The sequence below is a fragment of the Shouchella tritolerans genome (genome assembly GCF_025770735.1).
GTDB classification, from domain to species: domain Bacteria; phylum Bacillota; class Bacilli; order Bacillales; family Bacillaceae_D; genus Shouchella; species Shouchella tritolerans.
In genome coordinates this window covers 789635-812155 of sequence record NZ_JAODPB010000002.1, presented here as the reverse complement: position 1 = coordinate 812155, position 22521 = coordinate 789635, and the positions used below count along the sequence as shown (strand labels likewise).

24 protein-coding genes are annotated in these 22521 nt (G+C 40.5%); 16 read left to right on the top strand and 8 right to left on the bottom strand.

Translation table 11 applies throughout. The annotated features are described in order from the left end of the window. The first annotated feature begins 189 nt into the window (after positions 1-189). From N6H06_RS10420 to N6H06_RS10410, 4 genes are all read left to right on the top strand, one after another. Positions 190-618 (top strand): MarR family winged helix-turn-helix transcriptional regulator, encoded by a 429-nt coding sequence (locus N6H06_RS10420; protein WP_062746659.1) that lies wholly within the window; start codon positions 190-192, stop codon positions 616-618. Further along, complete coding sequence (locus N6H06_RS10415; protein WP_062746661.1) at positions 602-940, top strand: DUF3147 family protein; 339 nt, start codon at positions 602-604, stop codon at positions 938-940. Before N6H06_RS10420 ends, N6H06_RS10415 begins: the two co-directional genes overlap by 17 nt. 127 nt (positions 941-1067) lie before the next feature. Next, positions 1068-1250: a DUF4177 domain-containing protein gene (locus N6H06_RS23175; RefSeq protein WP_082808251.1), complete on the top strand. Its 183-nt coding sequence runs from the start codon at positions 1068-1070 to the stop codon at positions 1248-1250. 228 nt (positions 1251-1478) lie between these two features. Continuing rightward, entirely contained in the window at positions 1479-1694 is a 216-nt protein-coding gene (locus N6H06_RS10410; protein ID WP_263706315.1) for a hypothetical protein, read from the top strand. A gap of 162 nt (positions 1695-1856) precedes the next feature. Here N6H06_RS10410 and N6H06_RS10405 read toward each other — a convergent pair whose 3' ends face one another. After that, positions 1857-2111: a hypothetical protein gene (locus tag N6H06_RS10405; RefSeq protein WP_263706313.1), complete on the bottom strand. Its 255-nt coding sequence runs from the start codon at positions 2109-2111 to the stop codon at positions 1857-1859. Positions 2112-2264: 153 nt separating this feature from the next. On the opposite strand from N6H06_RS10405, the gene N6H06_RS10400 reads away from it, so the two are divergent. Beyond that, complete coding sequence (locus N6H06_RS10400) at positions 2265-2816, top strand: hypothetical protein (RefSeq protein ID WP_062746665.1); 552 nt, start codon at positions 2265-2267, stop codon at positions 2814-2816. A gap of 133 nt (positions 2817-2949) precedes the next feature. Here N6H06_RS10400 and N6H06_RS10395 read toward each other — a convergent pair whose 3' ends face one another. The 3 genes from N6H06_RS10395 to N6H06_RS10385 all read right to left on the bottom strand — a co-directional run bounded on the left by N6H06_RS10395 (position 2950) and on the right by N6H06_RS10385 (position 6513). Further along, positions 2950-4347: a PTS transporter subunit EIIC gene (locus tag N6H06_RS10395; RefSeq protein WP_213028911.1), complete on the bottom strand. Its 1398-nt coding sequence runs from the start codon at positions 4345-4347 to the stop codon at positions 2950-2952. Between the two features lie 32 nt (positions 4348-4379). After that, a complete protein-coding gene (gene chbG, locus N6H06_RS10390; protein WP_062746669.1) occupies positions 4380-5126 on the bottom strand; it encodes a chitin disaccharide deacetylase in 747 nt (248 codons plus the stop codon). A 61-nt stretch (positions 5127-5187) separates the two neighbouring features. Further along, positions 5188-6513 carry a 6-phospho-alpha-glucosidase gene (locus tag N6H06_RS10385; protein WP_062746671.1) on the bottom strand — a complete coding sequence of 442 codons (1326 nt, stop codon included), beginning with the start codon at positions 6511-6513 and terminating at the stop codon, positions 5188-5190. Between the two features lie 307 nt (positions 6514-6820). Between N6H06_RS10385 and N6H06_RS10380 the strand changes: the two genes are divergently transcribed. After that, a complete protein-coding gene (locus N6H06_RS10380; RefSeq protein ID WP_062746673.1) occupies positions 6821-7534 on the top strand; it encodes a GntR family transcriptional regulator in 714 nt (237 codons plus the stop codon). A gap of 424 nt (positions 7535-7958) precedes the next feature. Here the strand turns inward: N6H06_RS10380 and N6H06_RS10375 are convergent, their stop codons facing one another. Further along, the gene (locus N6H06_RS10375) at positions 7959-8366 is read right to left on the bottom strand and encodes a CPBP family intramembrane glutamic endopeptidase (protein ID WP_263706306.1); all 408 of its coding nucleotides are present in this window, start codon (positions 8364-8366) and stop codon (positions 7959-7961) included. Between the two features lie 1017 nt (positions 8367-9383). Between N6H06_RS10375 and N6H06_RS10370 the strand changes: the two genes are divergently transcribed. Then, positions 9384-10496, top strand: a complete 1113-nt coding sequence (locus N6H06_RS10370; protein ID WP_212953664.1) for an N-acetylmuramoyl-L-alanine amidase — start codon at positions 9384-9386, stop codon at positions 10494-10496. A gap of 294 nt (positions 10497-10790) precedes the next feature. On the opposite strand, the gene N6H06_RS10365 is transcribed toward N6H06_RS10370, so the two are convergent. Together N6H06_RS10365 and N6H06_RS10360 are read right to left on the bottom strand one after the other, a co-directional pair. After that, positions 10791-11645: a manganese catalase family protein gene (locus tag N6H06_RS10365; RefSeq protein ID WP_062746678.1), complete on the bottom strand. Its 855-nt coding sequence runs from the start codon at positions 11643-11645 to the stop codon at positions 10791-10793. Positions 11646-12103: 458 nt separating this feature from the next. Next, positions 12104-12574 (bottom strand): class I SAM-dependent methyltransferase, encoded by a 471-nt coding sequence (locus tag N6H06_RS10360; RefSeq protein ID WP_263706302.1) that lies wholly within the window; start codon positions 12572-12574, stop codon positions 12104-12106. A gap of 276 nt (positions 12575-12850) precedes the next feature. Between N6H06_RS10360 and N6H06_RS10355 the strand changes: the two genes are divergently transcribed. From N6H06_RS10355 to N6H06_RS10335, 5 genes are all read left to right on the top strand, one after another. Continuing rightward, positions 12851-13543 carry a galactosyltransferase-related protein gene (locus N6H06_RS10355; protein WP_263706300.1) on the top strand — a complete coding sequence of 231 codons (693 nt, stop codon included), beginning with the start codon at positions 12851-12853 and terminating at the stop codon, positions 13541-13543. A 50-nt stretch (positions 13544-13593) separates the two neighbouring features. Further along, complete coding sequence (locus tag N6H06_RS10350; protein ID WP_263706298.1) at positions 13594-14319, top strand: glycosyltransferase family protein; 726 nt, start codon at positions 13594-13596, stop codon at positions 14317-14319. Between the two features lie 39 nt (positions 14320-14358). Further along, entirely contained in the window at positions 14359-15126 is a 768-nt protein-coding gene (locus N6H06_RS10345; protein ID WP_263706296.1) for a polysaccharide pyruvyl transferase family protein, read from the top strand. Between the two features lie 138 nt (positions 15127-15264). Next, complete coding sequence (locus tag N6H06_RS10340; protein ID WP_263706381.1) at positions 15265-16500, top strand: glycosyltransferase; 1236 nt, start codon at positions 15265-15267, stop codon at positions 16498-16500. A 45-nt stretch (positions 16501-16545) separates the two neighbouring features. After that, the gene (locus N6H06_RS10335) at positions 16546-17649 is read left to right on the top strand and encodes a tetratricopeptide repeat-containing glycosyltransferase (protein ID WP_263706294.1); all 1104 of its coding nucleotides are present in this window, start codon (positions 16546-16548) and stop codon (positions 17647-17649) included. A 12-nt stretch (positions 17650-17661) separates the two neighbouring features. Here the strand turns inward: N6H06_RS10335 and N6H06_RS10330 are convergent, their stop codons facing one another. Beyond that, positions 17662-17871 carry a hypothetical protein gene (locus tag N6H06_RS10330; protein ID WP_263706292.1) on the bottom strand — a complete coding sequence of 70 codons (210 nt, stop codon included), beginning with the start codon at positions 17869-17871 and terminating at the stop codon, positions 17662-17664. 1104 nt (positions 17872-18975) lie between these two features. Between N6H06_RS10330 and N6H06_RS10325 the strand changes: the two genes are divergently transcribed. The 4 genes from N6H06_RS10325 to N6H06_RS10310 all read left to right on the top strand — a co-directional run bounded on the left by N6H06_RS10325 (position 18976) and on the right by N6H06_RS10310 (position 22406). Further along, positions 18976-19332 (top strand): hypothetical protein, encoded by a 357-nt coding sequence (locus tag N6H06_RS10325; protein WP_263706290.1) that lies wholly within the window; start codon positions 18976-18978, stop codon positions 19330-19332. A gap of 128 nt (positions 19333-19460) precedes the next feature. Further along, on the top strand, positions 19461-19979 hold the full coding sequence (locus N6H06_RS10320) for a hypothetical protein (RefSeq protein ID WP_263706289.1): 519 nt from the start codon (positions 19461-19463) through the stop codon (positions 19977-19979). 62 nt (positions 19980-20041) lie between these two features. Continuing rightward, the gene (locus N6H06_RS10315) at positions 20042-21052 is read left to right on the top strand and encodes a TPR domain-containing glycosyltransferase (RefSeq protein WP_263706287.1); all 1011 of its coding nucleotides are present in this window, start codon (positions 20042-20044) and stop codon (positions 21050-21052) included. Between the two features lie 67 nt (positions 21053-21119). After that, entirely contained in the window at positions 21120-22406 is a 1287-nt protein-coding gene (locus N6H06_RS10310) for a pyocin knob domain-containing protein (RefSeq protein ID WP_263706286.1), read from the top strand. Positions 22407-22521: the final 115 nt, after the last annotated feature.

The following is a 22521-nucleotide window of genomic DNA, read 5'->3' as shown; positions in this document are numbered from 1 at the left end:
TTAATTTAAAGATCTAACGAAATAGAAGGGAATGATTTTTTAGATTGGCCGATTTGGAGAGTAAGAGGCAGCAGCGGAAATGCTACCTATGCTACTGGTTTGTTTGCGTGGTTTTTATTCTAATTGATTTTCTTCTATTTATATCGTAATATAAGATATAATCTGCTGGAGCGATATAAATGAGGTGTTATGATGGACAAAGTAAGTATGCTCAATTCGAATTGGACAGATATTTATTATCATTTGAGATATGAGTACGAAGAAAAAATTACACACCAAAGTATTAGGATATTGCAGGTCATTGAGAAAGAACCAGAGGCAGGGATTAAGAAAATAGCTGAATGTATTCAGATTTCTCACAATACAGCCTCTGAACATGTAAAACGGTTAATGGAGAAAAAGTATGTTTATAAAACTCGGAGTTTAACAGATGAACGAAAAGTTGTATTAAAGCTCACACATTTAGGGGAAGATATCCTTCGTAAGCATACGAGTTTAGATGAAAATAAACTTAATGACATTTTTAATCGTTTAACCGATGAAGAAACAGAAATAATACTAACTGGATTTAAATTACTTAAACAGAAGGCTAGCGAAAGCAATGTTTACAGTCATTAAAATAGGGATATCAGCGATCATTATTGGGCTTATTACTGCTATAGCCAGTCGCTTTCCTACTTATGGGGGTATGGTGGCTGCTTTGCCATTAGTGAGTATTTTAAGTCTGGTATGGCTCTATGTAGAAGGCCAGCAAGTAAATTCACTTGCGAAGTTTGCTTTTGGAGTGTTAGAAGGATTACCGGCAACCATTATTATGATGTTTATTATTGGTGTTGCTTTACACTATTCATTGCATCTTATCCCTTCCTTATTACTAGGAATTACAGGTTGGTTTCTTTGTCTTCTCTTACAAAATGTATTTGTAAAGTTTATTTTTTGACTATGCCCAATTCGACATGAAAAGATTCAGTTTTAGTTAATGCCATGACAAACTTCGTACGACGTTTCGAAAAGGGACGGAAGCCTAGGCCGCTGTCTTTTTCATGTGTTATCATAAGTCATAAGAGGTGATTGTAATAGAATATAAAACAATATTGTTACCGGTGGCAGATAATAACAAAAATGCGGCACGGATCGGTGACACCCTAAATGAATTGGCCAAGGAAGGTTGGGAGCTAATCTCGCTGGTCGCCCAACAAAGTTATGGTGGAACTGACGGGAATCTAGCTGTATTTAAACGGAAACCATAAAGCAAGGTTTCTACTCCGTCTTTTCTCCGTGACTAGTTTGAAAAGGTTCTCCCTCTAAAAACAATTTTCATGAAGATTTGAGGCTACCCGATCCAGATGCTAAGAACAAAGAGCGTGTATGATGATAAGTCATATGCGCTTTTTTAATTGAAAGGACTACAACTATGAGTAATAACTGTAAATTTTGGGTAAAGAATAAGGAATCTACTTAAAAGGAGACTGTTAAACATGCCGTATTTAATGAAAGTATACGTTGTTGGGAGAGACAAACCTGTTTATGAATCAGAGCGGCCGGATGATGATGTGAAAAAAGCAGTTAGGGCGATTGATGAATCTTTATCGAAAAACCAATTTGTGTCTTTCGGTATGATGGGGGAGGAAGAGGTTATTGTGGGCTCTCGCAATGTAACGCATATTGAAATCACAGCCCTTCATAAAGAGTGACGATAGGGTAGCCATGTGGCTGCTCTTTTTGATAGATCGTGGGGAGTGGAAATCACACCATTGGCAAATGTCGATCACTTATTAAAAGTGGTATCGTATAGACAGTGACCATCTTTCTCTGTGTTGTAATAGGATTAGGTGTGAAAGTGCGCTCTAAGTTGATTAATTGATTTTTTCATCTTCGTCAGCAAGTGGATCCACCCAATCTTCCCTATCCCATTCACGCGGTTTTCCTACCTCACTTGGGAAAGATCTAAAAAAGGTTACTAATAAAGCAACTGGTAGAGCTGAAATGGCTATAAGAGGTTCTCTTTCGAAAGAATCTTTTTTTCCTTGCAAGTAAAGGATGTATTCCGAGCTGTGATAAGAGATAAAGAGGCCAATCGTCATTCCGACAATGTTTGTAATTTTTCGCATCAGTATCCTCCAAATTATGGATACTTTCATTGTAAATGTTCATTAATCCAGTGTCTACAAGCCAATGGAGTTCAATTTAAAGTTAGAACAAAATAAGGAAACACTTTTACGGATAAAAACGGAAAATACACCTATTGAAATAGGGGGAATATTGTGGATCAAGACATCTACATTAAAACTTTTATATCAACCTATTCTTCTGAAGAGGGTTATTTATTAAATGATCATCTTGAAGAAATTTCCATAAACCATGAGGAAGCTATCGATATAGCTAAGAGGGTTTTGGTGGATGGGGATTACATGTATTTACAAGGTTCGTTAGCGCTACATGTAGATGGACAGGATATATGGGTACCTAAAAAGGATTGGTCGTCAGATATTTTATTGACATGGGAAGACATTCTAAATTTCTTCATACGTGAATTAGATAATGAGGAACAAGAAATTATTTTTCTGGATAATACCAACAGATACTTTATGAAGAAGATAGGCAATCTTGTTGAGTTCTATATAGAGTGTGGAAATTTATTAGATGATCGGCCACAAAACCAAAAGATTTCTTTAAAAGTGGATTTCGTTAAACTAAAAAAGGCCATTATGGAAGAAGCTAGGCTGTTCCTGGACTTCGGAAAAAAACTCCCCTTTAGGGAAGAATCAAATTATGAAAGTCTAGTAGAAACGTATCGTTTGTTGCTTGAGCGGTAGATATGTTAGTAACTATTCGAAGATATCATTTAATAGTGCAGGATCCTTTTTCAGAATAGCATTGAAGCCCGCACCTCATTTTTAATAGATGCGGGCTTGTTATCTTAGGAATAGCGAGGCGAAGTTGAAGATTCTACTCCAATAATTTGTCCAGTTCTTTTTTGACGATGGTGGCCTCGGAGCCCAGGACGATTTGCACGTTGTTTTTGTCGATTTTGATGACGCCGTGGGCGCCGGTTTGCTTGATGCGATCGACGTCTACGACATCTGTATCGTGAAGTTCGAGACGGAGGCGCGTCATGCAGTTATCATTCGTGATAACGTTTTCTTTTCCGCCGATAAATTGCAATACTTTCTTGGCCATGTACTCGTGATTGGAATGAGACAATTTCAACTCTTTCTCGTCCTCTGAAGATTGCTCGCTAAAGTCTAGCTCTTTTTCTCGGCCAATAAGGGGGATGTCCTTTTTAGTGATCATAAAGTAAAATGTGAAATAGTAGAGTGCAAAAAAGGCAAGTCCAACTGGAATAATGAGCAATCCTCGATCTGCAAGGTTCAAGTTTAGGACGAAGTCAATGACACCGGCTCCCCATGAAAATCCGTGCCGGATTTGCAGCAAATAAAGCACAGCTCCTGCCAGCCCTGTGTATACCGCATGCATAAAGTACAATAGCGGAGATGTAAACAAGAATGTAAATTCCACTGGTTCCGTAATCCCTGTAATAAAAGAGGTTCCGGCGCCTGAAGCCATTAAAGACTTCGTTTCTTCTTTCTTTTTCTTCGCAGCCCGGGTAATGGCGAGAGCGATAGCCGGTACACCGAACATCATCGTTATAAAAAATCCGCCGATAAAGTATCCGGCCGTAGGGTCGCCGCTTAAAAAGCGGGTGATCTCACCGGTCACAACTTCTCCAGAAGGCGTCTCATATTCCCCTAAGCCAAAATAGACGTACGTATTTACAACATGGTGCAAACCAAATGGCAGCAAGAAGCGGTTTAAGAATCCAAAAATGAACACGCCTAGCGCGCCAAGCCCCATCAAGGTTTTACTGAACGTATCGATTCCGGCCTGTGCGTATGGCCAAATGAATGACATCAATCCAGCCACTGGAATCATCGTAAAGATAATAACCGTAATAGGGAATTTTTCTCCGCTGAAAAAGGCTAGCATACTTGGTAGCTTTGTATCTTTAAACTTATTATAGATGAAGGCAGCGATCAAACCGGCCAGTACGCCTCCGAAAACGCTCATATTAAGCTCCGGATCCATGATCGTTAATCCTTCTTTTAATACAAGAATAGCTAGAAAACCGGTGAGTGCCGGTATTCCTTTATCCTTCGTTTTTGCCAGTCCCATCGCAATCCCGATCGCAATCAGCGTATCCATCTGAGCCAGAATGACACCGGATGCCTGGAACAGAGGGATATCCAGCAAATCCTCGGCACTTAACCGAAAAAGCAGCCCGGCAATTGGCAAAGCGACAATCGGTATAAGCAGCGATTTTCCAAACTTCTGCAAAAAGCTTTTCATCATAGAAGCCTCCCTATCGTAAAAATAGTGGTTTAGAGCGATTGATACGTGACCAGTTGAATATCTTTGCGTGATCGAATGCGTGTAACGATTTCCTCATGAGTTAAAAATTCCAGTTCGTCCACTCTTGGGAAAGTGTACGAAGAGCCAGTCAGAAGCTCCTTGTCTAAATAAGCCGGATGGGACATGACTTCAACCGAATCGTGGTTTTCAAACAGCTTGTCTAGCGCCTCGTCATCTTTTAAAGCCGTTTCAATCAAATAAGAGAAGGAATCCGTCGTTTTGATTCCTTTTCGCTTCAGTTCTGCTTCGGTTTTCTCTCCCATATTGTTTCGTACCGGTAGCTGATACTCTTGCGCAAGCGTCAAAAATACGTCAGGGATGCTGCCAAAGGAATTGATATGGTGGTGGCTGTCCAAATGCGTCGGTTCCAGGCCATAGGACAGAAACGTTTCGATCTGCGCTTTCCACTCGGCATAAACCTCGTCGTAATCAATCGTGAACGCTCCCTTATAAAACGCCAGTTTACGGAAGTTTCCTTGAACATCAACGATCGTTTTGTGGGTATCAAGGAGAGGCCTGCCGCAAGTCAATACAAGATGAACACCAATTCCCAAGTCAGGGAATTGGTTGGCCAGCTCGGCTGCGTGGTCTGCTCCTGGCATGTTTGTCATCAATGTCGTCGAGGTTAAAATCCCTAGATGGTGCGCATCGACAATTCCGAAGTTAACGCCCCTTGAATAGCCGAAATCATCCGCGTTAATAATTAATTTTTTCATACCCGATCATCCTTTTCTTATCTTTAATTTCCAGTAAAGGTCTACTAACAAGAGGGACGATTTATTTTAGGTCTGGCCAGTATTCTTTGTTGGCAGCAATGAGATCGTCTAATACCGCTTTGGCTGTAGATACATTGATAACGGTACGGTTTAAAGTAAGAGCTTGTAGCAGTTTCTGGTAGCTCTTCTCAAAGTATGCGTCCACCACCAATTTTTCATAAGCGAATTGGCTCTCTAGCAAACCTTTATAGAAAGTAGGAATAGGACCTACTACAAACGGTTGGGGTCCGTTGCTAGTTAAAAGAGCTGGCACTTCGACCATGGCGTCTGCCGGCAAATTGGAGATGATGCCGCGATTCTCTACCATCACGATGAATCGTTCGCTCAGGTTGTACGCCAGCGATTCAGCGGCTTTAATCATGAACACGCCGTGAATATCGACATGGAGATCCTCGCCAACAGCTGTTCCATTTTGGATGATTCTGTCGCAAAGGTCATGGATGCGTTTTTGACGGCCCTCGATCACTTGTCTTGCCCTCGTGCGGTTCGGGTTTTCTTTGGCAGCCATTTTGTCAGGGTACAAATAATACTGCAAGTACGTATTAGGAAGAAACGCTGGAAAATCGATGAGCATTTGCCGAGCCATTGCAAACGTATCCTGCCATGATTTGTCATTGGCGATTTCTTTATCTTCCGGTCTGAAACCATTATGAATAATGAGTTGTTTTAATCGTTCCGTATGGTCGTTACCGCTTTTATCGTATATTTTTGTAAACCAGCCAAAGTGATTGAGGCCGAAATATTCCGGCACGATCTCCCATACATCCAGATCAAGAATTTTTGCGTAGCTGATCATGATGGCAATTGGCATGTCGCAAATATTCAGCAAGCGTGTATCTGTCGGAAATTCCCGCTTTAATGCTTCAGCCACAATTGCGGCCGGGTTGGTATAGTTTAAAATCCAAGCATTCGGAGAATGGCGGCGGATGTCTTTTACAAGCTCGATCATATCCCTGATCGAACGCAGCCCGTAAGCCATGCCCCCTGGACCACAGGTTTCCTGGCCGACAACGCCGTGCTTTAATGAAATTTGTTCATCCTGCTCTCTCATGGCTAAGCCGCCTGTACGAATCTGAACGAATACAAAGTCTGCATCCTTAAAAGCTTCTTCTTTGTCAGTCGTATAAGAAAAAGACGCCAATTCAGGATAGCGTTCCTTAAAAAGAATGTCAGTTGCTTTGGCTGTACGTTCCTGACGTTCGGCATCAATGTCATAAAATACCACGTCTTTTAACGGAAAGCGTTCCTTTTCTTCAATCAAGCTCATCATCATTCCCATGGTGTAAGTGCTTCCACTTCCGGCAATAACCAGTCGCTGTCTTTTCATGCTAGCTCCTCCTCATGTGGTTGCTTGTCTTATAATTCTGTTATAGCACTAAGGTGATACAAAATCAATACTAATCTTGTATTAGATTTGTATTATTTATTTTGTTGACCAATTTAAGAGCGTAATTGACAAATAAATGAATGCTTCAGTTAGGAGGCAATGTTCCCGACTGAATAGGCAGTTTCCGTGTGCGTAATGAGTGGAAAGATAGATGTTTGAACGGAAAAGATGAAAACAGAATGATTTTTAGGTATAGTTGTATTAAGGACAATACAAATTAAAGATAGAAAAATGGAGGTATATTTTCTTGGCTATTCACTCTCCTCTATATAAACAAGTAGCGGAAAAAATTAAAAAGGATATTTTTGCATTAAAATTAAATAAAGATGAAGCCATCCCTTCAGAAAATAAATTGGTGGAGAAGTATCAAGTGAGCAGAGTCACGATACGGCAGGCGATTAAACTCCTGGTAGAGGAGGGGATTTTATACAGCATCAGGGGTTCCGGTACGTATGTAAAAACGGGGAAAATCGAGCAGGACATCTATCGCCTGCAAGGCTTCACTGAAGAGATGATTCATTTAAACAAACATCCTGCTAACGAAATTCTTGATTTTTCCATGCAGGAACCAACTGGGAAAGTGAGAGAAACATTACAACTGGGAGACGGGGAAAAGGTGTTTTTTATCCGAAGACTGCGGCTAGCTGATGGCGAACCTCTCATTTTGGAGGAGACGTATATGCCCGTTTCGCTGTTTCCTGACCTATCCGTCGAAGTGATGACCCGTTCTAAATATGCCTATGTGGAAAAGAAAGGGTACCGTATTAAGGAAAGACAAGGGGAGATCTTCCCGTTGCTGCCGGATGAACAGCTTCAGCAAACGTTGAAACTGGAAGAAGGAGAGCTCGTATTGTTTATGGATCTATGGGCTTATTTTGAAGACGATACGATTTTTGAATACACGAAACTATACTTTAGGAGTGAGAAATACACGTTTAAGTTCACTTCAAAACGAATTTGAATCTGATTGCCTAAAATCGATAGCGGTCTCGCGTTTCATTTCTTAATTGCATCAGGGAAAAGCGAATCGGATGCGCGGTCACCGTCCCAAATCGAGCAGTGGATTCGGTAGCTGGGCGATCCGTAAAGCTTAGTGGAAATCAAGACATTTTCTGTCCGCATGTCCATGAATACCCAATCTTGCCGGTAGAGAGCTTAAAAAAGCGGCATTGCTTACAGCGATCATGTAGAGTTTGTAACAGTGCCGTTCCCGACTAATTAACGACGGGGCTGGTATTTCTCTTTTCAAAAGGCGCTTGATTATGTAAAAGGTGAATGGATGCTGCATGGCAATATTGTATCCTGACACGTCGTACTCCGAACAAAACTAGATAGTATGTTCTGAATAAAGTGATATGCCACACAGCAAATCGAATAGACCGTAATCAAAGCTTGACTGTGACCAAAGAGAATGGGTAGTTTTTTAATTTACTCATTGTCCATTTTCCGGAAATGGCTGATAACTTAAGCCAAGGCTCAATGATTAAATTAATCAACATATGAGCAACGATCGGCGCAAATGTATTTCTTCCTGACAGAATGTAAAGTGTTGCCAAAAAACACCCTAAAATCGTAATCGAAATAATAACAGGCAAGCCTATTTTCACGTCACGTCTTAAAATTCCCCACGTCCCATGTGCTAAACCACATACCGTTCCCGAAAGTAAGATTTTAAGCACATCCGAAACATGTAAATACTGTAAGAAATCCATCAAAAGATGTCGCGACAACACTTCTTCTACTATGCCTGTAGCAATTGCTGCCCAAACTCCAATTAATTTGAGCGATGACATGTTAAAAAGGTGTGCTCCAACAAAGGGGAAAGCAATTATTGTATAGATCATAACCTATAACAATGATGAAGGTGAACAGCCATACGTAAAAGTCTGCAAATACACCTTCGTGAATTCCCATCCTTGTTTCGATAAAGCGCTGAGGGTTTTTTATAAACCAAAAAAGAATATTAGCAGTTAACAATAGGGAGATACTAGCCAAAATCCAACCTGTTTTTAGTCTATATGATGTGTAGTCCATTTAGACAACCTAACTTGCCCCACTTTCCGCTTTTTTTACTAAGTATAGTTTTCAAGTATCATAAATACCCTTGTCTGGAGTCATGAAGTCTATATTAAAAACTTGACTAAAGTCATTCGTGTACTCAAACTGTCTTTTCCGACCGTAATCATGTGAGTATGTTGCTTTTACACTGAATAAAAAAATGTGGCTAAAATGCGGGCAGGTTAAAAAAGGTGCAAGCCTTCATGACTAGGCTGTGCACCTTTCAGTGTTTATCCTTTTAAGTTTCTTATTGTTTCATAGACTCAGCCGAATGATACAAGTTTACTAAATTTGGCCTTTTGTATGAACTAGACTGTGCCACATTAAAATAGGGAATAGCAACCGTTAAAATAGTTGAGGATGTAGTAGGCCGGTTGTGAATTATGTTCTGCCCATAGTAGATTGACTGTTTAGGAGTGATTTTTCACAAAGTAAGTAATACGTCAACAGTGTAATTATAAAAAAGAGTATTCTTTTTTTGTTTAATAAGAGGGCTCTTTTATGAATAGAACAATGGACATAGGTCTATATAGATGTTTATTCGACAGGGATGTTTGTTTTAGAGTCTAAAGACGTATGTCTATAGATATAAAATATATCTTAAAAAAAGGAGTTAAGGATACACTTGTAAAAATAAGGACCCTTGGGCGCTGATTCACTAGCAACCGGTTTAATCAGCTAGGGAAATAGACTCTCTTATATTTCTGTTGCAATATGATAGAATTAAAAATCCATGAAAAGAGGTGAAAAGGTTGAAGGGAAAGTCTTTCATAGTGGTTGCACTCCTATTTAGTACGTTTTTTTTCTTCTTGGAATCATATGCTTCTGCTTATACTGTCCAAACAGGTACAGTGGTTACAAATACGAGTTTAAATGTACGCGAGAACCCTAGCAATGATGCTCCGGTAATTGGCCAGTTGCAGTCAGGGGCCAAGATAGAGTACGTGGATGTTGGCTATGACTGGGTTCGAATTACATACAACGGAAATGCCGGATATCTTAACAGCCTTTTTATTAAGGAAAACCGGCCAACCAGCCAAGCAACGAGTCATCAAGCAACGAGCCATCAACAAACCGCTGTGTCTGGTATAAACGTTGGTAAGGTAACAGCAAAAAACGGTCTGATCGTTCGTACGCAAGCAAGCACGAATTCCGCAATGTTAGGGAAAATTGATTACGGTTCAAAGGTCGAGTATCGAATCTCAACGGATGGCTGGGGTCAAATTACTTATAATGGCCAACGGGCGTTTATTGATACCTCCTATTTATCTGGATCTACTAGCAATGAAAATATATCTGGATCCACCAGTAATGAAAGCAAAACCGTCGACCAGCAAGCAGCTGTAACAGGAACCATTTCCCGTGTTGTCATTGATCCTGGGCATGGCGGTAGAGACCCTGGCGCGAGAGGAAATGGGCTAATCGAGAAAAACATTACGCTCTTGTTCGCTAAACAAATAAAAAAATCTTTACAAGAGAATGGCATAGAGGTTTATTTAACAAGGTCTAGCGATGAGTATGTTTATTTACAAGAAAGGGCTAATATCGCTGATTCGTTCCAAGCCGATCTTTTTCTGAGCATTCACGCAAATGGCCATGAAAATTCGCTTATAAGAGGCATGGAAATTCATTCGTTTGTGCCAAACAACATAGCTTTAAAACTGGAAAATCAGTTCCGTGACTTGCCAAACGCTGTTTACCGAGGCCACTACGAGTCCAATTTTTATGTACTCAGAAATACATCAACCCCGTCACTCTTAATTGAATTGGGGTACGTGTCCAACCAAGCAGATGCTGCGCTGTTGCAGTCACAACAATTTCAAATTCAAGTTGGCGAGGCAGTAAGGCGTGCATTGCAAAGTTAGTCAGTTTCGACACAAACCTTTAGGAATCAGTTTACGCATCTATTTTATAGATGCGTTTTTTTGTTTATAGGAGAGGAGTGTTAACAGCGAAAAACGAATTTCGTTATACAATGCAACCCATAACAGTGTTTACTTGTCATTTATTTTATGCGCAATTATTGTTCTTTTCAACTAATGTATTCCGTGGTTTCTTAGAATTGTTCGCTAATTTTTTACGTAACAAAAAACCCGCTAAGAGCGGGTCAAGGCAGGCGAAATGTTCTCATTACCGTAAATCGTGGAATTTGATGAATGTTAGTTATTCAAATCACTAATTCCCGGGCTGTGTTCATTAGGCATTTCAGGAAGTTGGGGAACAGGGAAGCCTTCAGGAGGAGGAGTGACTGAAAACGCGCCTTCGTTTCTGCTTGGGGACGTCCCTTGAAGAATCTCTCCAATTCGGGTTTCGTCTAATCTGAAATTGAACTGGACGTTATGGTAGCCCATGTCAACAAATTTTCGGCATTCTGGATATTTATTAATGTCGTAATTTGGGATAGGGAATAATTTGCCCCACTCTACGCCAAGTGTTTCAAGTGCTTTCGCAAAAGCATTTTGGTGGGCATTATCTCGAACAATTAGAAATGCAAGCGTTTCTCTAAAGGTTGCATTGGAACTCATTTCATAAATACGTGTTTTTTGGAGCACGCCTGTTGATTCTAATACAACGTTATTGAGCATATCCGCAGCTAAGTTTCCATGACTGTACACCCACGATCCATTCCACGGGTTTCCGGATGCGTCAAAAGGAAGAGAAGCTTGGGCACCTATGATATAGTGATGGGGATTGGCATCTTGTAAGGCAGTATCGAGAGGAGCATGATTGGGGGCTTGATTTCCTACTCCTGGTTCACCTGATTCATCGAGTAAGGCATTAATGGTCGTTTGGACGAGCTCTACATGGGCAATTTCTTCTAGGAAAACCCCTCGCAACAAATCACGATATTGCTTATCCTTCCCTCTAAAATTGGAACCTTGGAAGAAATATTGCATCATCGTACGCATTTCTCCATAATGCCCTCCGAGAATTTCTTGAAGGACTTTAGCTGCGGCGGGATCAGGTTTATCGGGTTTAATGATGTTAATTAATTCTTCTTTGTAATAATACAAAGATATTCCTCCTTATCCGATGATTGTTAACTGCATTTTTAGTTTGAGCAAATCATTTCCAAATATACACTAAATCTGTAACCGTTTTTTACGCTTACATGCTGTTACGATTGGAAAAGAGTGGCACATACCCCAACTTCTCATTGGGATGTGTGCCACTCTTTACTTTTACCTATCGTTTTTTCGTAGTTTACGGAGTCGCATACTATAAAAACTAGTGCTAGTCTAAAGATAGCCTTGGAAATGGGCTCTGAAAAAGAGTTTAAGTATGAAATGTTTGTAAAACGTGTATGTGCCCCATAATCGTCCTCGTATTCCTTTTTCACCACCACTAAACGTTTTCTTTTTTATTTAAAAATGGGGTACATAGGGAAAGAGCGCTCTTACCCTATTTGTGAGTGCGTCGTGTTTGTTGATATTGTTATACAACTCGTCGCAAATATACAGATGCGAATGGTCTACAATCGCTTTTTTAGTATAACAGTCGTTGCCAGATCCTTTCCTGAATGCTTTTCAACGGTTTCATATAAGTCAATCCCGTGTTGATATTCTTTACGTTCTGCATCATGTAATAAGAGAGTTCCATTTGGCTTTAATACGTGGAGGCCTACGAGCAAGCACTCGACTCGACGCCGACCATCAACAAAAATAAAGTCATATTGAGGAATGTCGTCTTGCAATAGTGGCCAACAAGCATATTGGCTTTTAAACGTAAAACTTTCTCGAAAAACCAAATTGACGCGATCTTTGTATGTTGCTTTTGCCTTAGCATACCAATGATGATCATGTTCAATACTCGTTATGTGAGCCTCTGGACATAACGCTAGCATGATTTCTGTAGATAAACCTGGCCCGTACTCTAAAATAGACTTTGGTTTTAAGGTGGTTAACCACTTGCGAAGGATATGTTCAAAATCGTGCATTGGCATTCAGTACACCTCCATTATTATGCAGCCTATTTCAATGGGGTGTTTTATATGCTTTCCAATTCCTATTGATTGGTAATGTTAAATCCGTTTATTGGTAATGACATTATTCTAAAGTCCTTATAATTGTAGGTTACCCTCTCATAGGAAAGTTTAATAATTTAACGAAAATGGAAAACCAAAATTTTTATCATAGTATAAGCTGTTTTGACAATAACATAGTAAAAACATTTTATCGATGAGAACGATCATTTCAATCACGTTCGAAGGAGCCAACAAATGATAGAGGACGTCTCAATTTTAATTCCTTTTCGATCTGATCACGGACATCGAGATAAATTATTGAACTGGGTAATAAAATTTTATCAAACATATATTCCTGAGGTGGAAATATGTATTGGCGAAAGCAGTAGTGCGCTTTTTTCTCGTTCCCAAGCAATTAATGACGCAGCTAAGAAAGCAAATCGGAATCTTTTTGTCATAGCAGATGCTGACATATTTTATGAGCGACAAATTCTCATTGATGCAATCCACTTGCTTAATCAATGCGCTTGGGTTGTTCCTTATCACAAAGTGTTTGATTTATCTCCTTCCTTTACAAACAAACTACTTGATCAAGACGGAACGATTTTGATGGAAAAGGAAGGGAGGGAGAGAGTATGGGATCCCGTTGGTGGAATTAATGTTATTCCGAGAGAAAACTTTGAAAAAGTGAATGGATTCGATGAACGGTTTTTAGGTTGGGGTGGAGAAGATGACGCTTTTGGGATCGCTTTAAATACGTTATGTGGGGATTACCGCCGACTAGCCGGCTATGTATATCACTTATGGCACCCGCCAACAGGGAGGGAAGGAAATCCTCATTATGACAATAATTGGAGTTTGTTGCAGCGTTACTACGGCTGTGCACATGATCAAGAACAAATGCAAAGGTTAGTGTCGGAATTAGGCCACCATGAACAAATCGATTAGGTGTTCAGAGTAGCGTCATTACCCTATGTGAATAAAAGGATGTGAAAGTGGTGTATAAGGGGATTGTCTACATTGCATTCGGGGATAAGCATGTCAAAGAAGCGGTGACGTCGGCAATAAGTGCCAAAAAACATATGCCTAACATACCCATTACGATCTACACAAATTTGGATCTTTCCGCAGATGACTGTTTTGACACGGTTGAAAAAGTAACCCCAACGGACGATGTGAAAGAATGTAAAATGGCGTACTTGTCGAAAACCCCTTACGAACACACATTGTTTTTAGATACGGATACGTATGTGTGCGGTGATATCTCGGAGTTATTTTTGTTATTAAACCAGTTTGATTTAGCGTTAGCGCATACTCCAGGAAGGGACCAAATCCCGTATTTCAACTTAGGCATCCCAACATGTTATCCAGAATTTAATAGTGGCGTTATTCTATTCAATCGTCAATGTATAGAGGAAGAGCTCTTTACCGATTGGCTGCGTTTTTATAGAGATTTGCGTAGGGTGAAAAACATTGACCAGCCAAGCTTAAGAAAGGCGGTTTATTATAGCAAGCTTAGGGTGGCGACATTAACACCTGAATACAATTGCCGGCTTCCTGTTCCTACTTATTTAAAAAATCAAGTGAAAATCATCCATGGGAGGTGCAGTGATTTCATAAAAGTAGAGCAGCTCATAAACCGCTTTACAGGGATGCGCATTTTCAATCCGAGAAGCCAAACAGTAGAAACATTTGATGACATTATCTATTATTTGCATATTTAGCTGAATGAAAAATGATATGGAGAAGGAGAATTGAATAAGATGGAGGATAATTTTTCATCACATGAAGCGGGAGTACACGCATCAAGAAAAAAACTATTGGCGGCGATTGGTAACACGGACGATGTTACTTTTATAAGAGCCGATGGGAATATCGGCGATCATTTAATTTGGGGTGGAACAAGAAAATTACTAGAAAAAACTGGCTACAAAGAGATTGTGAGAGAAAGGTTAGTAAATGAACCGAGTTATAAAGGGGATACCGCTATTGTGACTGGAGGGGGCGGTTGGTGTCGGGCTTTTCACTCTTGGCCAGAATATTTGCCATTAATTGAAAGCCGTTTTGAAAAAGTGGTGGTTTTCCCGACGTCTTTTGACACATCTCTACCAATCGTCAAGAAAGCTCTCTCCCATACGAAAGCGAAAGTGTTTGCCCGTGAACGGACGTCTTATAAGCAAATCAAAGATTTATGTGATGGGGATATTGCTTACGATTGTGCTTTTTTTTATGATTTTTCATCCTATATAAAAAAAGGAAAGGGAGCCCTTAACGCATTTCGAATGGATCCAGAAAAAGAAGGCCATGAGCCGCCACCAAGGTACAACAATGACATCTCCGTTACGTGCCAAACGCTAGATGCTTGGTTAAAAATGATTTCTGATTTTGACGCCGTTTATACGGACAGAGCCCATGTGATGATTGGTGCTGCTAAATTAGGAAAAAAAGTCTATTATGGAACATCCAACTATCATAAAGTTCCAGCCATTGCTGAGTTTTCATTAAAAGATTTTCCGGTTTATCGCATCTAATCTCCCGTCAATTGGTTATAAGGCTTTCGATGACTGCTGGAGTTTGCTTAAAAGAGGAAGTTTGTCCTCGAAAAAAATAAGTTTATTATCTCCGTGCTTAAGGAGAGAGGAAAAAAGGTGACAAAAAAAACCTGGAAAATGAAAAAGCCTACAACCAATAAAAAAATATGCCTGTGTATGATTGTAAAAAATGAGTCGAACGTGATGAAAAGATGCTTGGAATCTGCCAAACCGGTGATCGATTATGTTTCCATTTGTGATACAGGCTCAACTGATGACACAGTTGATTTAATCGAAACCTGGTGTACGGAGAATAACATTCCAGTGACAATCCATTATGAACCATTTAAAAACTTTGGCTATAATCGAAGTTTATCTGCTCAGTTAGCGACAAAAACCTATCCAGAAGCCGATTACTTATTATTGCTTGATGCGGACATGATCTTAGAGGTGAAGCAATCGTTTGATAAGGCCAACTTGGAGCACGACCAATATATGATCTTGCAGTACAACAACGTCATTGAATATTGGAACGTTCGCCTGATAAAGACCACTCTTCCATGGAAAGCCTATGGCGTCACTCATGAATATTGGGATATTGACCGTTCTAAGATAAACGAGGAGCAACCAATAAAACAAGGGAAACTGATCCATTTGAAGATTGACGATCAAGAGGATGGTGGCAGTAAAGAAAATAAATTTAAACGTGACAAGCAGTTATTGCTAGACGGTATCCGTGACTTAACGACTCCAGCTCATTTAAAAGTACGGTATATGTTTTATTTAGGTCAAACATTAAGTGCCATGGAGGAATTTACAGAATCGATAAAGTGGTATAAAAAAAGGGTTAAAGCTGGTGGATGGGACGAAGAAGTTTTTTATTCCTTATTAAAGATCGGTTGTTGTTATGAGGACCTTGCTCATCAGGTCGCCGGAGAGCGTGACCAAATAACACAAGAAGCAGAAGAAAGCGGACAAATGTTTGATTTAGAGGCCATGGATCGACTAGCACAAGAGGAAGAACAATGTTTGGCACTTGCCACAATTTCTTATATGAAAGCGTGGCAATCTAGACCACAACGGGCGGAACCACTCTACCGTTTAGCAAAAATGTATCGGGAGCAGGCCAACTATCACATTGCGTTAATGTTTGCCTTAAAAGGAAAGGAAACTCCTTTCCCTGAACAGGATATACTTTTTGTTGATTATGGCGTGTATGAATATCTTCTTGACTTTGAAATTTCCGTTTCCGCTTATTATATTGAAGAAAAACGTGGAATCGGTCGCCAAGCGCAACAACGTCTTCAAGCGAAAATGAAGCAATTGCCAGATTACGTGGCCGCGTCGGTAAGAGACAATGCAAAATTTTATTAGGGAACAATGAAAAGGCTGAAATGAACGAAAAGAAGGGACATGATGATGAGTAAACTGCAGGTTGCCGTTTATGCCATTTGTAAAAATGAAGAAACATTCGTCGACCGTTGGATGGATTCGATGCAAGAAGCGGATATGGTTATCGTGGCGGACACAGGCTCCCTTGATGAAACCACACAAAAATTAAAAGCACGCGGGGCCATGGTTTATCCGATTTCAGTCCAACCGTGGCGATTTGATGTAGCTCGAAATGCATCCCTAAGTTTTGTGCCAGAGAATGTGGATGTATGCGTGTGTGCCGATTTAGATGAACGGTTTGAGCCAGGATGGAGAGAAAAGCTAGAAAAAGCATGGACTCCTCAGACGACAAGGCTTAGATATATGTATACTTGGAGCTTTAACCCAGATGGCTCAAGAGGGCAAACGTTTTGGTTTGAAAAAATCCATTGTCGCCATGAATACAGATGGGTCAACGCTGTACATGAAGAATTACATTATTACGGAGCAGGGCCTGAATGTTATTCGGTAGATGAAACGATTCAATTAAATCATTATCCTGATCTTACAAAATCAAGAGGGCAATATTTAGCTTTATTAGAACAGACAGTGAAGGAAAATCCTGACCATGATCGGAATGTCCATTATTTAGGACGGGAATACATGTATTATCAATTGTGGGACAAATGCATCGACACGCTTACAAACCATCTGAGCATGCCATCGGCAAACTGGAAAGAAGAGCGCAGCGCGTCGATGAGGTTTATTGCCAGATCGTACCGGGAGAAGGGAGACCATCACGAAGCGAAAAACTGGTTATACAAAGCGATTGCAGAAGCGCCGACGATTCGCGAACCTTATGTTGAAATGGCACAGCTCGCCTATGGCGAAAGAGATTGGCCAACCATCTATCATATGGTAGAAGAAGCTTTAAAAATAAAAGAAAAACCATTGATTTATATGAATGAAGCGTTTGCTTGGGATGCAACAATTTACGACTTAGGGGCATTAAGCTGCTATCATTTAAACATGTACGAAAAATCGTACGAGCTTGGAAAAAAAGCGGTAGAATTGAACCCACATGACGAGCGGCTGCAAAAAAATCTAGAGATGATCCGAAGGAAAGCAGAGATGATGAAAACCGTATATTAATGTTTTCCCAGGTCATACCAACAGAGCAACACCCGAATGATTCCATCCAAATTCGGGTGTTATTTGTTTGCGCTGGAATAGAAGGGGCTCAAATACAATACCAGAGCGATGTGATTCACTGACACTTTCGACAGCAATGACAGGAGCAACAGCAACAACAACGACACAGGCAAACATAATGATAATGATATTCTGTGCAATCAACTGGTACTTTTTTGCCACAATGATGCCGTTTCGGGCGCCTGCAAGCTTCGCAGCGATGACGGTTCTTCATATTGCAAATAAAGACATTTTCTGTGCAGTCATCATCGCCTTTTCTCTTCTCTGAGCGACAGCCATTAAGTTTTTCGTCTACATACTTTTTGCAAAGTGAATCGAGACATCTCCTGCATCTAGGGCACACACATTGTAACAGCCCATCATTTTGCATGTTGATTCGCTCCTTGCCTAATAAAATGATCGCGCTTTAATAAATAATATGCAAAAGATGGACTTTGGCGAAGGCTCTTTTATAAGTTTTAGGTTTACTAAAATAAAGACACCAATTGATTGATCCAAGAAGGTTGAAAGAAAGAAGCGTGGGCAAGTGAACGGGGTGCACATAAATGGCGATAGCCCAGAATGAGAAAAAAGCCAGTAACCGGCAAAGCCATCATCGTGGAAAAAGCTATTCGACATAGGCTTATTACCTAATAGGAATATAATTGTCTGGGAAAATAGATAACTGATTTTATATTTTTTATTGTACAAGATAAATTGGGCAAGCTAGCTGTGTATATATTAATCACAAGGGCTTATGTAAACAAATGTAATGTGACTTTAGTCAAAGACGTTTGTAGGCATTTGTACAGAAACAAGAAGAATCATTTGTCGGTAGTCCTCACAAAATTTCTAGTCGTCCGCATTCGGTGAATACTCAACTAAAAAAAAGTAATAGTCGGAGGTGTCAAATGTCTCTCCCGAGTATCCCTAATATTACACCCTCTATTTCTTTAAAACGATGCGAGACCGTTGACTTACTGCTCTCTTCGATCGCTTTAGAGGAAATTGGTTTGTCGCATATTTTGAACGCTGAAGCAGAGAAATTGCAACGTTTTCTTGAAATGAGAGATACCTGTTTCTCCGACTATTTACAAATGAACAAAAGTATAAACAACACCTTAAAAACCGTCGTAAAGTCGCAATTGCTTTTACAATTAAAATTGGAAGAGACGGTGTCAATCGACGATTCAGAAGAAGAAAATTGCGACGAACCGGAATGTCCTTGTGGGAACGGTTGTGGTAAAGAAAGAAATGATTGTTGCGTACATAAAGGGTGTTGCTGTCATGAATACGAACATTGCGGGCACTGTTGCTGCTATGGCGAATCTTACTGTACATGCAAAGGTGGCCCTAATCGTTGCAAAGCTCGTCACCACCATCCAAGTCGAGAGTGTGGATGTTCTCAGGAAAATCATCATCGATGCTGCTCCCACAAGGAGGAGAGGAAGCCGTGCCAAAAGCATTACGCCGAGAAATATCAAACGAATAGCGTTAATTATAAGTACAGATGTCCAGCGTGCGGGGCAAGGTTCGCTGAAAATCGATGTGAGTGTGAGGAATGCAAGGCAAATGTTGGAGTTTGCGAACATTGTTGCCAAGAACTTGAGGCTATTGGCTGCGAATGTGAATGCCACCATATGAATGAAGGGAAACGTGTAAACAGGTGCGTCCAATGTGGCTGCGTCATTCAAGAAAACGATAGCCATAGGTGAGCCTTCTTGCAACCTCAATCTATACGTCATACAAATCCTTCGGAAGGAGGTAAGGTAGTGGATAGCTCTAAACTAGCAGGAAATCATATGGAGTCCGTTCTTGAACATTATTTTTTCTATATAGAGCAACACTGCTTTCTTTTGAGGGATATGTTCGATCTTGCTCAATCTACTCCGTTATACCGCAAAGAACGGATACAATTAGAAAAAAGTTTTTACCATTCGTTATGGCTGTTCAACTTTCTGTTGGACCATATCAATCGGTTAAAATTAGAAAAATTAATTCATCCAATCTTCATGGAAGAGTCGGAAAACCCAAGAGTGTTGCAGTTTATCAAAAACATTAAACACTTTCTAGAAAATACGTACAAAGACTTACCTAACCAACCCTTTATCGATCTCAAATATAAAAGAAAATGTAAGCAGATGTTGCAAACCATCCTCAACCAAGACTTTTTAAAAATGGCGGCAAAGGAATCTTCCGCTGATAACCGCCAAGCAAGCCCCCCTTGGGTAAATCCTGAATACCGGAGATTCAACAGTTTATATAAATCGTTTTCGGCATTGCGCCGTTAGCCATTGCAAAACTAATTTTTTAAAAGCCTGAAAGGCTAAACTTTAAAAACGAGGTGAGCAGATTGACCGATAACACGATTTCACTATGTATGATTGTAAAAAATGAGGAAGCCCATATTGAACAATGTTTAAAGAGCGTTCATGATATCGTGGATGAAATCGTCATTGTAGATACAGGGAGCACCGATCAGACGGTGGAGATTTGTAAAAAATATACGAAAAACATCCATTCGTTCCAATGGAATCAAAATTTTTCCGAAGCAAGAAACGAGAGCATTCAACGGGCGAAAAGCAAATGGATTTTATGGCTCGATGGAGATGAAGAGCTAGATCGGGAAAACATCGATAATCTGAAAGCAGCTCTATCCCAGAAAAAAGAAGAAGCAATTTTGTATGTACCGATTATCAATTATATCGGAAAAAGCGTTCAAGAAGAGGATGCTTACAACATTTATCAACCGAGAATATTTCGCAATGGAAAAAAGCTTGTCTTTCAAAATCGAATTCATGAAACATTAGAAATTCCAAACGCTGGTCTAGTAGAAGACACACTCGATGTTCCGATTAAACACTATGGTTACCTAGATTCATTCAAAACTTCTAAAAAGAAACATGACCGCAACCTTTCCTTATTAAAAATCGAGTTAAACAATGAAAAGCACAGTCCCTGGGTTGAATACCATGCCGCCTCTGAATATTATAATGCCAAAAATTATGAGAAAGCGTTCCACTTTGTCAACTACGCAATTTTAAAATTTATTGAACATGGGCTAATCCCGCCGGCGATTGTCTATCGTTTAAAATATGCGATCTTAATTGATTCCAACAATATCGATGGCGCGTGGCCTAGCATTAATCAAGCGATTCTACTCTATCCAGATTATGTAGACCTCTATTATATAAAAGGCACGGTCCTCTTTCACCTTAAAAAATACGAGGAGGCTGTAGAAGCATTAGATCAATGTCTAAAACTTGGAGAAGACAACCATAAATATTTAATCCTGAAAGGCGCTGGCAGTTTTAGAGCCACTGAATTAAAAGAACAATGTTTGGAACAATTAACCGTAAAATAACGATTTAACCGCAAGGAAGCATAGGGGATAGAAGTCAGGACGAATGTCTTATCAAAGGAGTGAGTTTATGTCCCTACCAAACTTGCCTAATATTTCGCCCAACATCCAATTAACGCGAGATGATGTAGTGAATTTATTGTTAGCTTCCATCGCTATGGAAGAAATGGGCTTGTCCCATATTATCAATGCCGAAGGGGAAAAAATTCAGTATGCCCTTGGCACTTTGCAGGGGGTCACAGGACCAACAGGCGTCACCTTACAAGATCTTTTAAACGTCAATCAAAGCACACAATCGATGTTAGAAACGGTTTTTAAACAGGAAATGATGTTGGATTCGAAAATGAGATCTGCGACCAATATCCCGACGCTCCAAGGACCTGCAGGACCAAGGGGAGCAACAGGAGCGCCTGGTGGGGTTGAAAGCATCAATGGCTTGACGGGCGTTGTGACGTTAGAAGCCGATACGGTTGGCGCGTTTCCGCTATCGACGGCTGTTGCATCCAATACGAATATCAACCAGTTAGTCGATCCAGGGATTTATAGCTCCAATAATGCCGCAGGCCCGCCGCAAGGAGATCTTCCGCCAGGAGCAACAGGAGTATGGACGATCTATGTATCGGTGATTACGCCGCCAACAGGGCCTAATTATATTCAACAGCTGTATTTTTCCAACCCAACATTGTTTATCCGTAGCTCCCCAGATGGAGGAAGCACGTGGAATCCGTGGAAGCCTCTCGGACAAATGGGTCCAACAGGACCGACGGGTCCAACCGGCATGGGCGCCACGGGACCAGCAGGCCCCACAGGACCAGCGGGAGCGACGGGCCCATCAGGCGCCACCGGCCCAACGGGAACCACTGGCCCAACAGGAGCAACTGGCCCAACAGGAGCGACGGGTCCGACAGGCGCTACTGGAGCAGACGGGTCTATCTTTACTGGAAACAACTTGTTTATGTGCCGAAATACCGCCTCTAATATTGGTGCAAATACAGCTATCCCTTTTACTGGACCGGCAACTATTAATGGTACAGGTATAAGTTACTCAGGTGCTCTCTTTAGTTTGGAAGGAAATAAAATGTATCTTATTTCTTATTCCGTAGAGTATACCAACACTGCAACTACTGAAATCACTTCAAGTTTAAGAAATATGAGCCTCGGTGGTAATGCTATTAATGGAAGTGAGGCTCGAAGTCAGGCTCCCGATACAACAGGGACCCCACATGTTATCGTAAGCAAATCTGTTATTTTTAATAGCAACGGCCCAACCGATATATGTCTTGCTCTAGATAGTAGTGCAAATGTGACTGAGTTTACATCTATAACCATTGTAGAGCTAGGAAGCTTATCGCCTTAATGTTGATTAAGAAATATAGGGTGTACAGGATTTGTCACAAGATATAAGGATCCCTAATTTTGCTATTGTTGCACAATAAAAGCAGTCAGTAAAGTTGTTCAGGGTGAGAAAGGTC

What these genes read in the sequence shown, in the direction of transcription:
- N6H06_RS10420 (WP_062746659.1), top strand. Translation starts at nt 190, where the DNA reads ATGATGGACAAAGTAAGTATGCTCAATTCGAATTGGACAGATATTTAT.
- N6H06_RS10415 (WP_062746661.1), top strand. Translation starts at nt 602, where the DNA reads ATGTTTACAGTCATTAAAATAGGGATATCAGCGATCATTATTGGGCTT.
- N6H06_RS10410 (WP_263706315.1), top strand. Translation starts at nt 1,479, where the DNA reads ATGCCGTATTTAATGAAAGTATACGTTGTTGGGAGAGACAAACCTGTT.
- N6H06_RS10405 (WP_263706313.1), bottom strand. Translation starts at nt 2,111, where the DNA reads ATGCGAAAAATTACAAACATTGTCGGAATGACGATTGGCCTCTTTATC.
- N6H06_RS10395 (WP_213028911.1), bottom strand. Translation starts at nt 4,347, where the DNA reads ATGAAAAGCTTTTTGCAGAAGTTTGGAAAATCGCTGCTTATACCGATT.
- chbG (WP_062746669.1), bottom strand. Translation starts at nt 5,126, where the DNA reads ATGAAAAAATTAATTATTAACGCGGATGATTTCGGCTATTCAAGGGGC.
- N6H06_RS10385 (WP_062746671.1), bottom strand. Translation starts at nt 6,513, where the DNA reads ATGAAAAGACAGCGACTGGTTATTGCCGGAAGTGGAAGCACTTACACC.
- N6H06_RS10375 (WP_263706306.1), bottom strand. Translation starts at nt 8,366, where the DNA reads ATGTCATCGCTCAAATTAATTGGAGTTTGGGCAGCAATTGCTACAGGC.
- N6H06_RS10360 (WP_263706302.1), bottom strand. Translation starts at nt 12,574, where the DNA reads ATGCCAATGCACGATTTTGAACATATCCTTCGCAAGTGGTTAACCACC.
- N6H06_RS10355 (WP_263706300.1), top strand. Translation starts at nt 12,851, where the DNA reads ATGATAGAGGACGTCTCAATTTTAATTCCTTTTCGATCTGATCACGGA.
- N6H06_RS10345 (WP_263706296.1), top strand. Translation starts at nt 14,359, where the DNA reads ATGGAGGATAATTTTTCATCACATGAAGCGGGAGTACACGCATCAAGA.
- N6H06_RS10340 (WP_263706381.1), top strand. Translation starts at nt 15,265, where the DNA reads ATGAAAAAGCCTACAACCAATAAAAAAATATGCCTGTGTATGATTGTA.
- N6H06_RS10335 (WP_263706294.1), top strand. Translation starts at nt 16,546, where the DNA reads ATGAGTAAACTGCAGGTTGCCGTTTATGCCATTTGTAAAAATGAAGAA.
- N6H06_RS10325 (WP_263706290.1), top strand. Translation starts at nt 18,976, where the DNA reads ATGAATACGAACATTGCGGGCACTGTTGCTGCTATGGCGAATCTTACT.
- N6H06_RS10310 (WP_263706286.1), top strand. Translation starts at nt 21,120, where the DNA reads ATGTCCCTACCAAACTTGCCTAATATTTCGCCCAACATCCAATTAACG.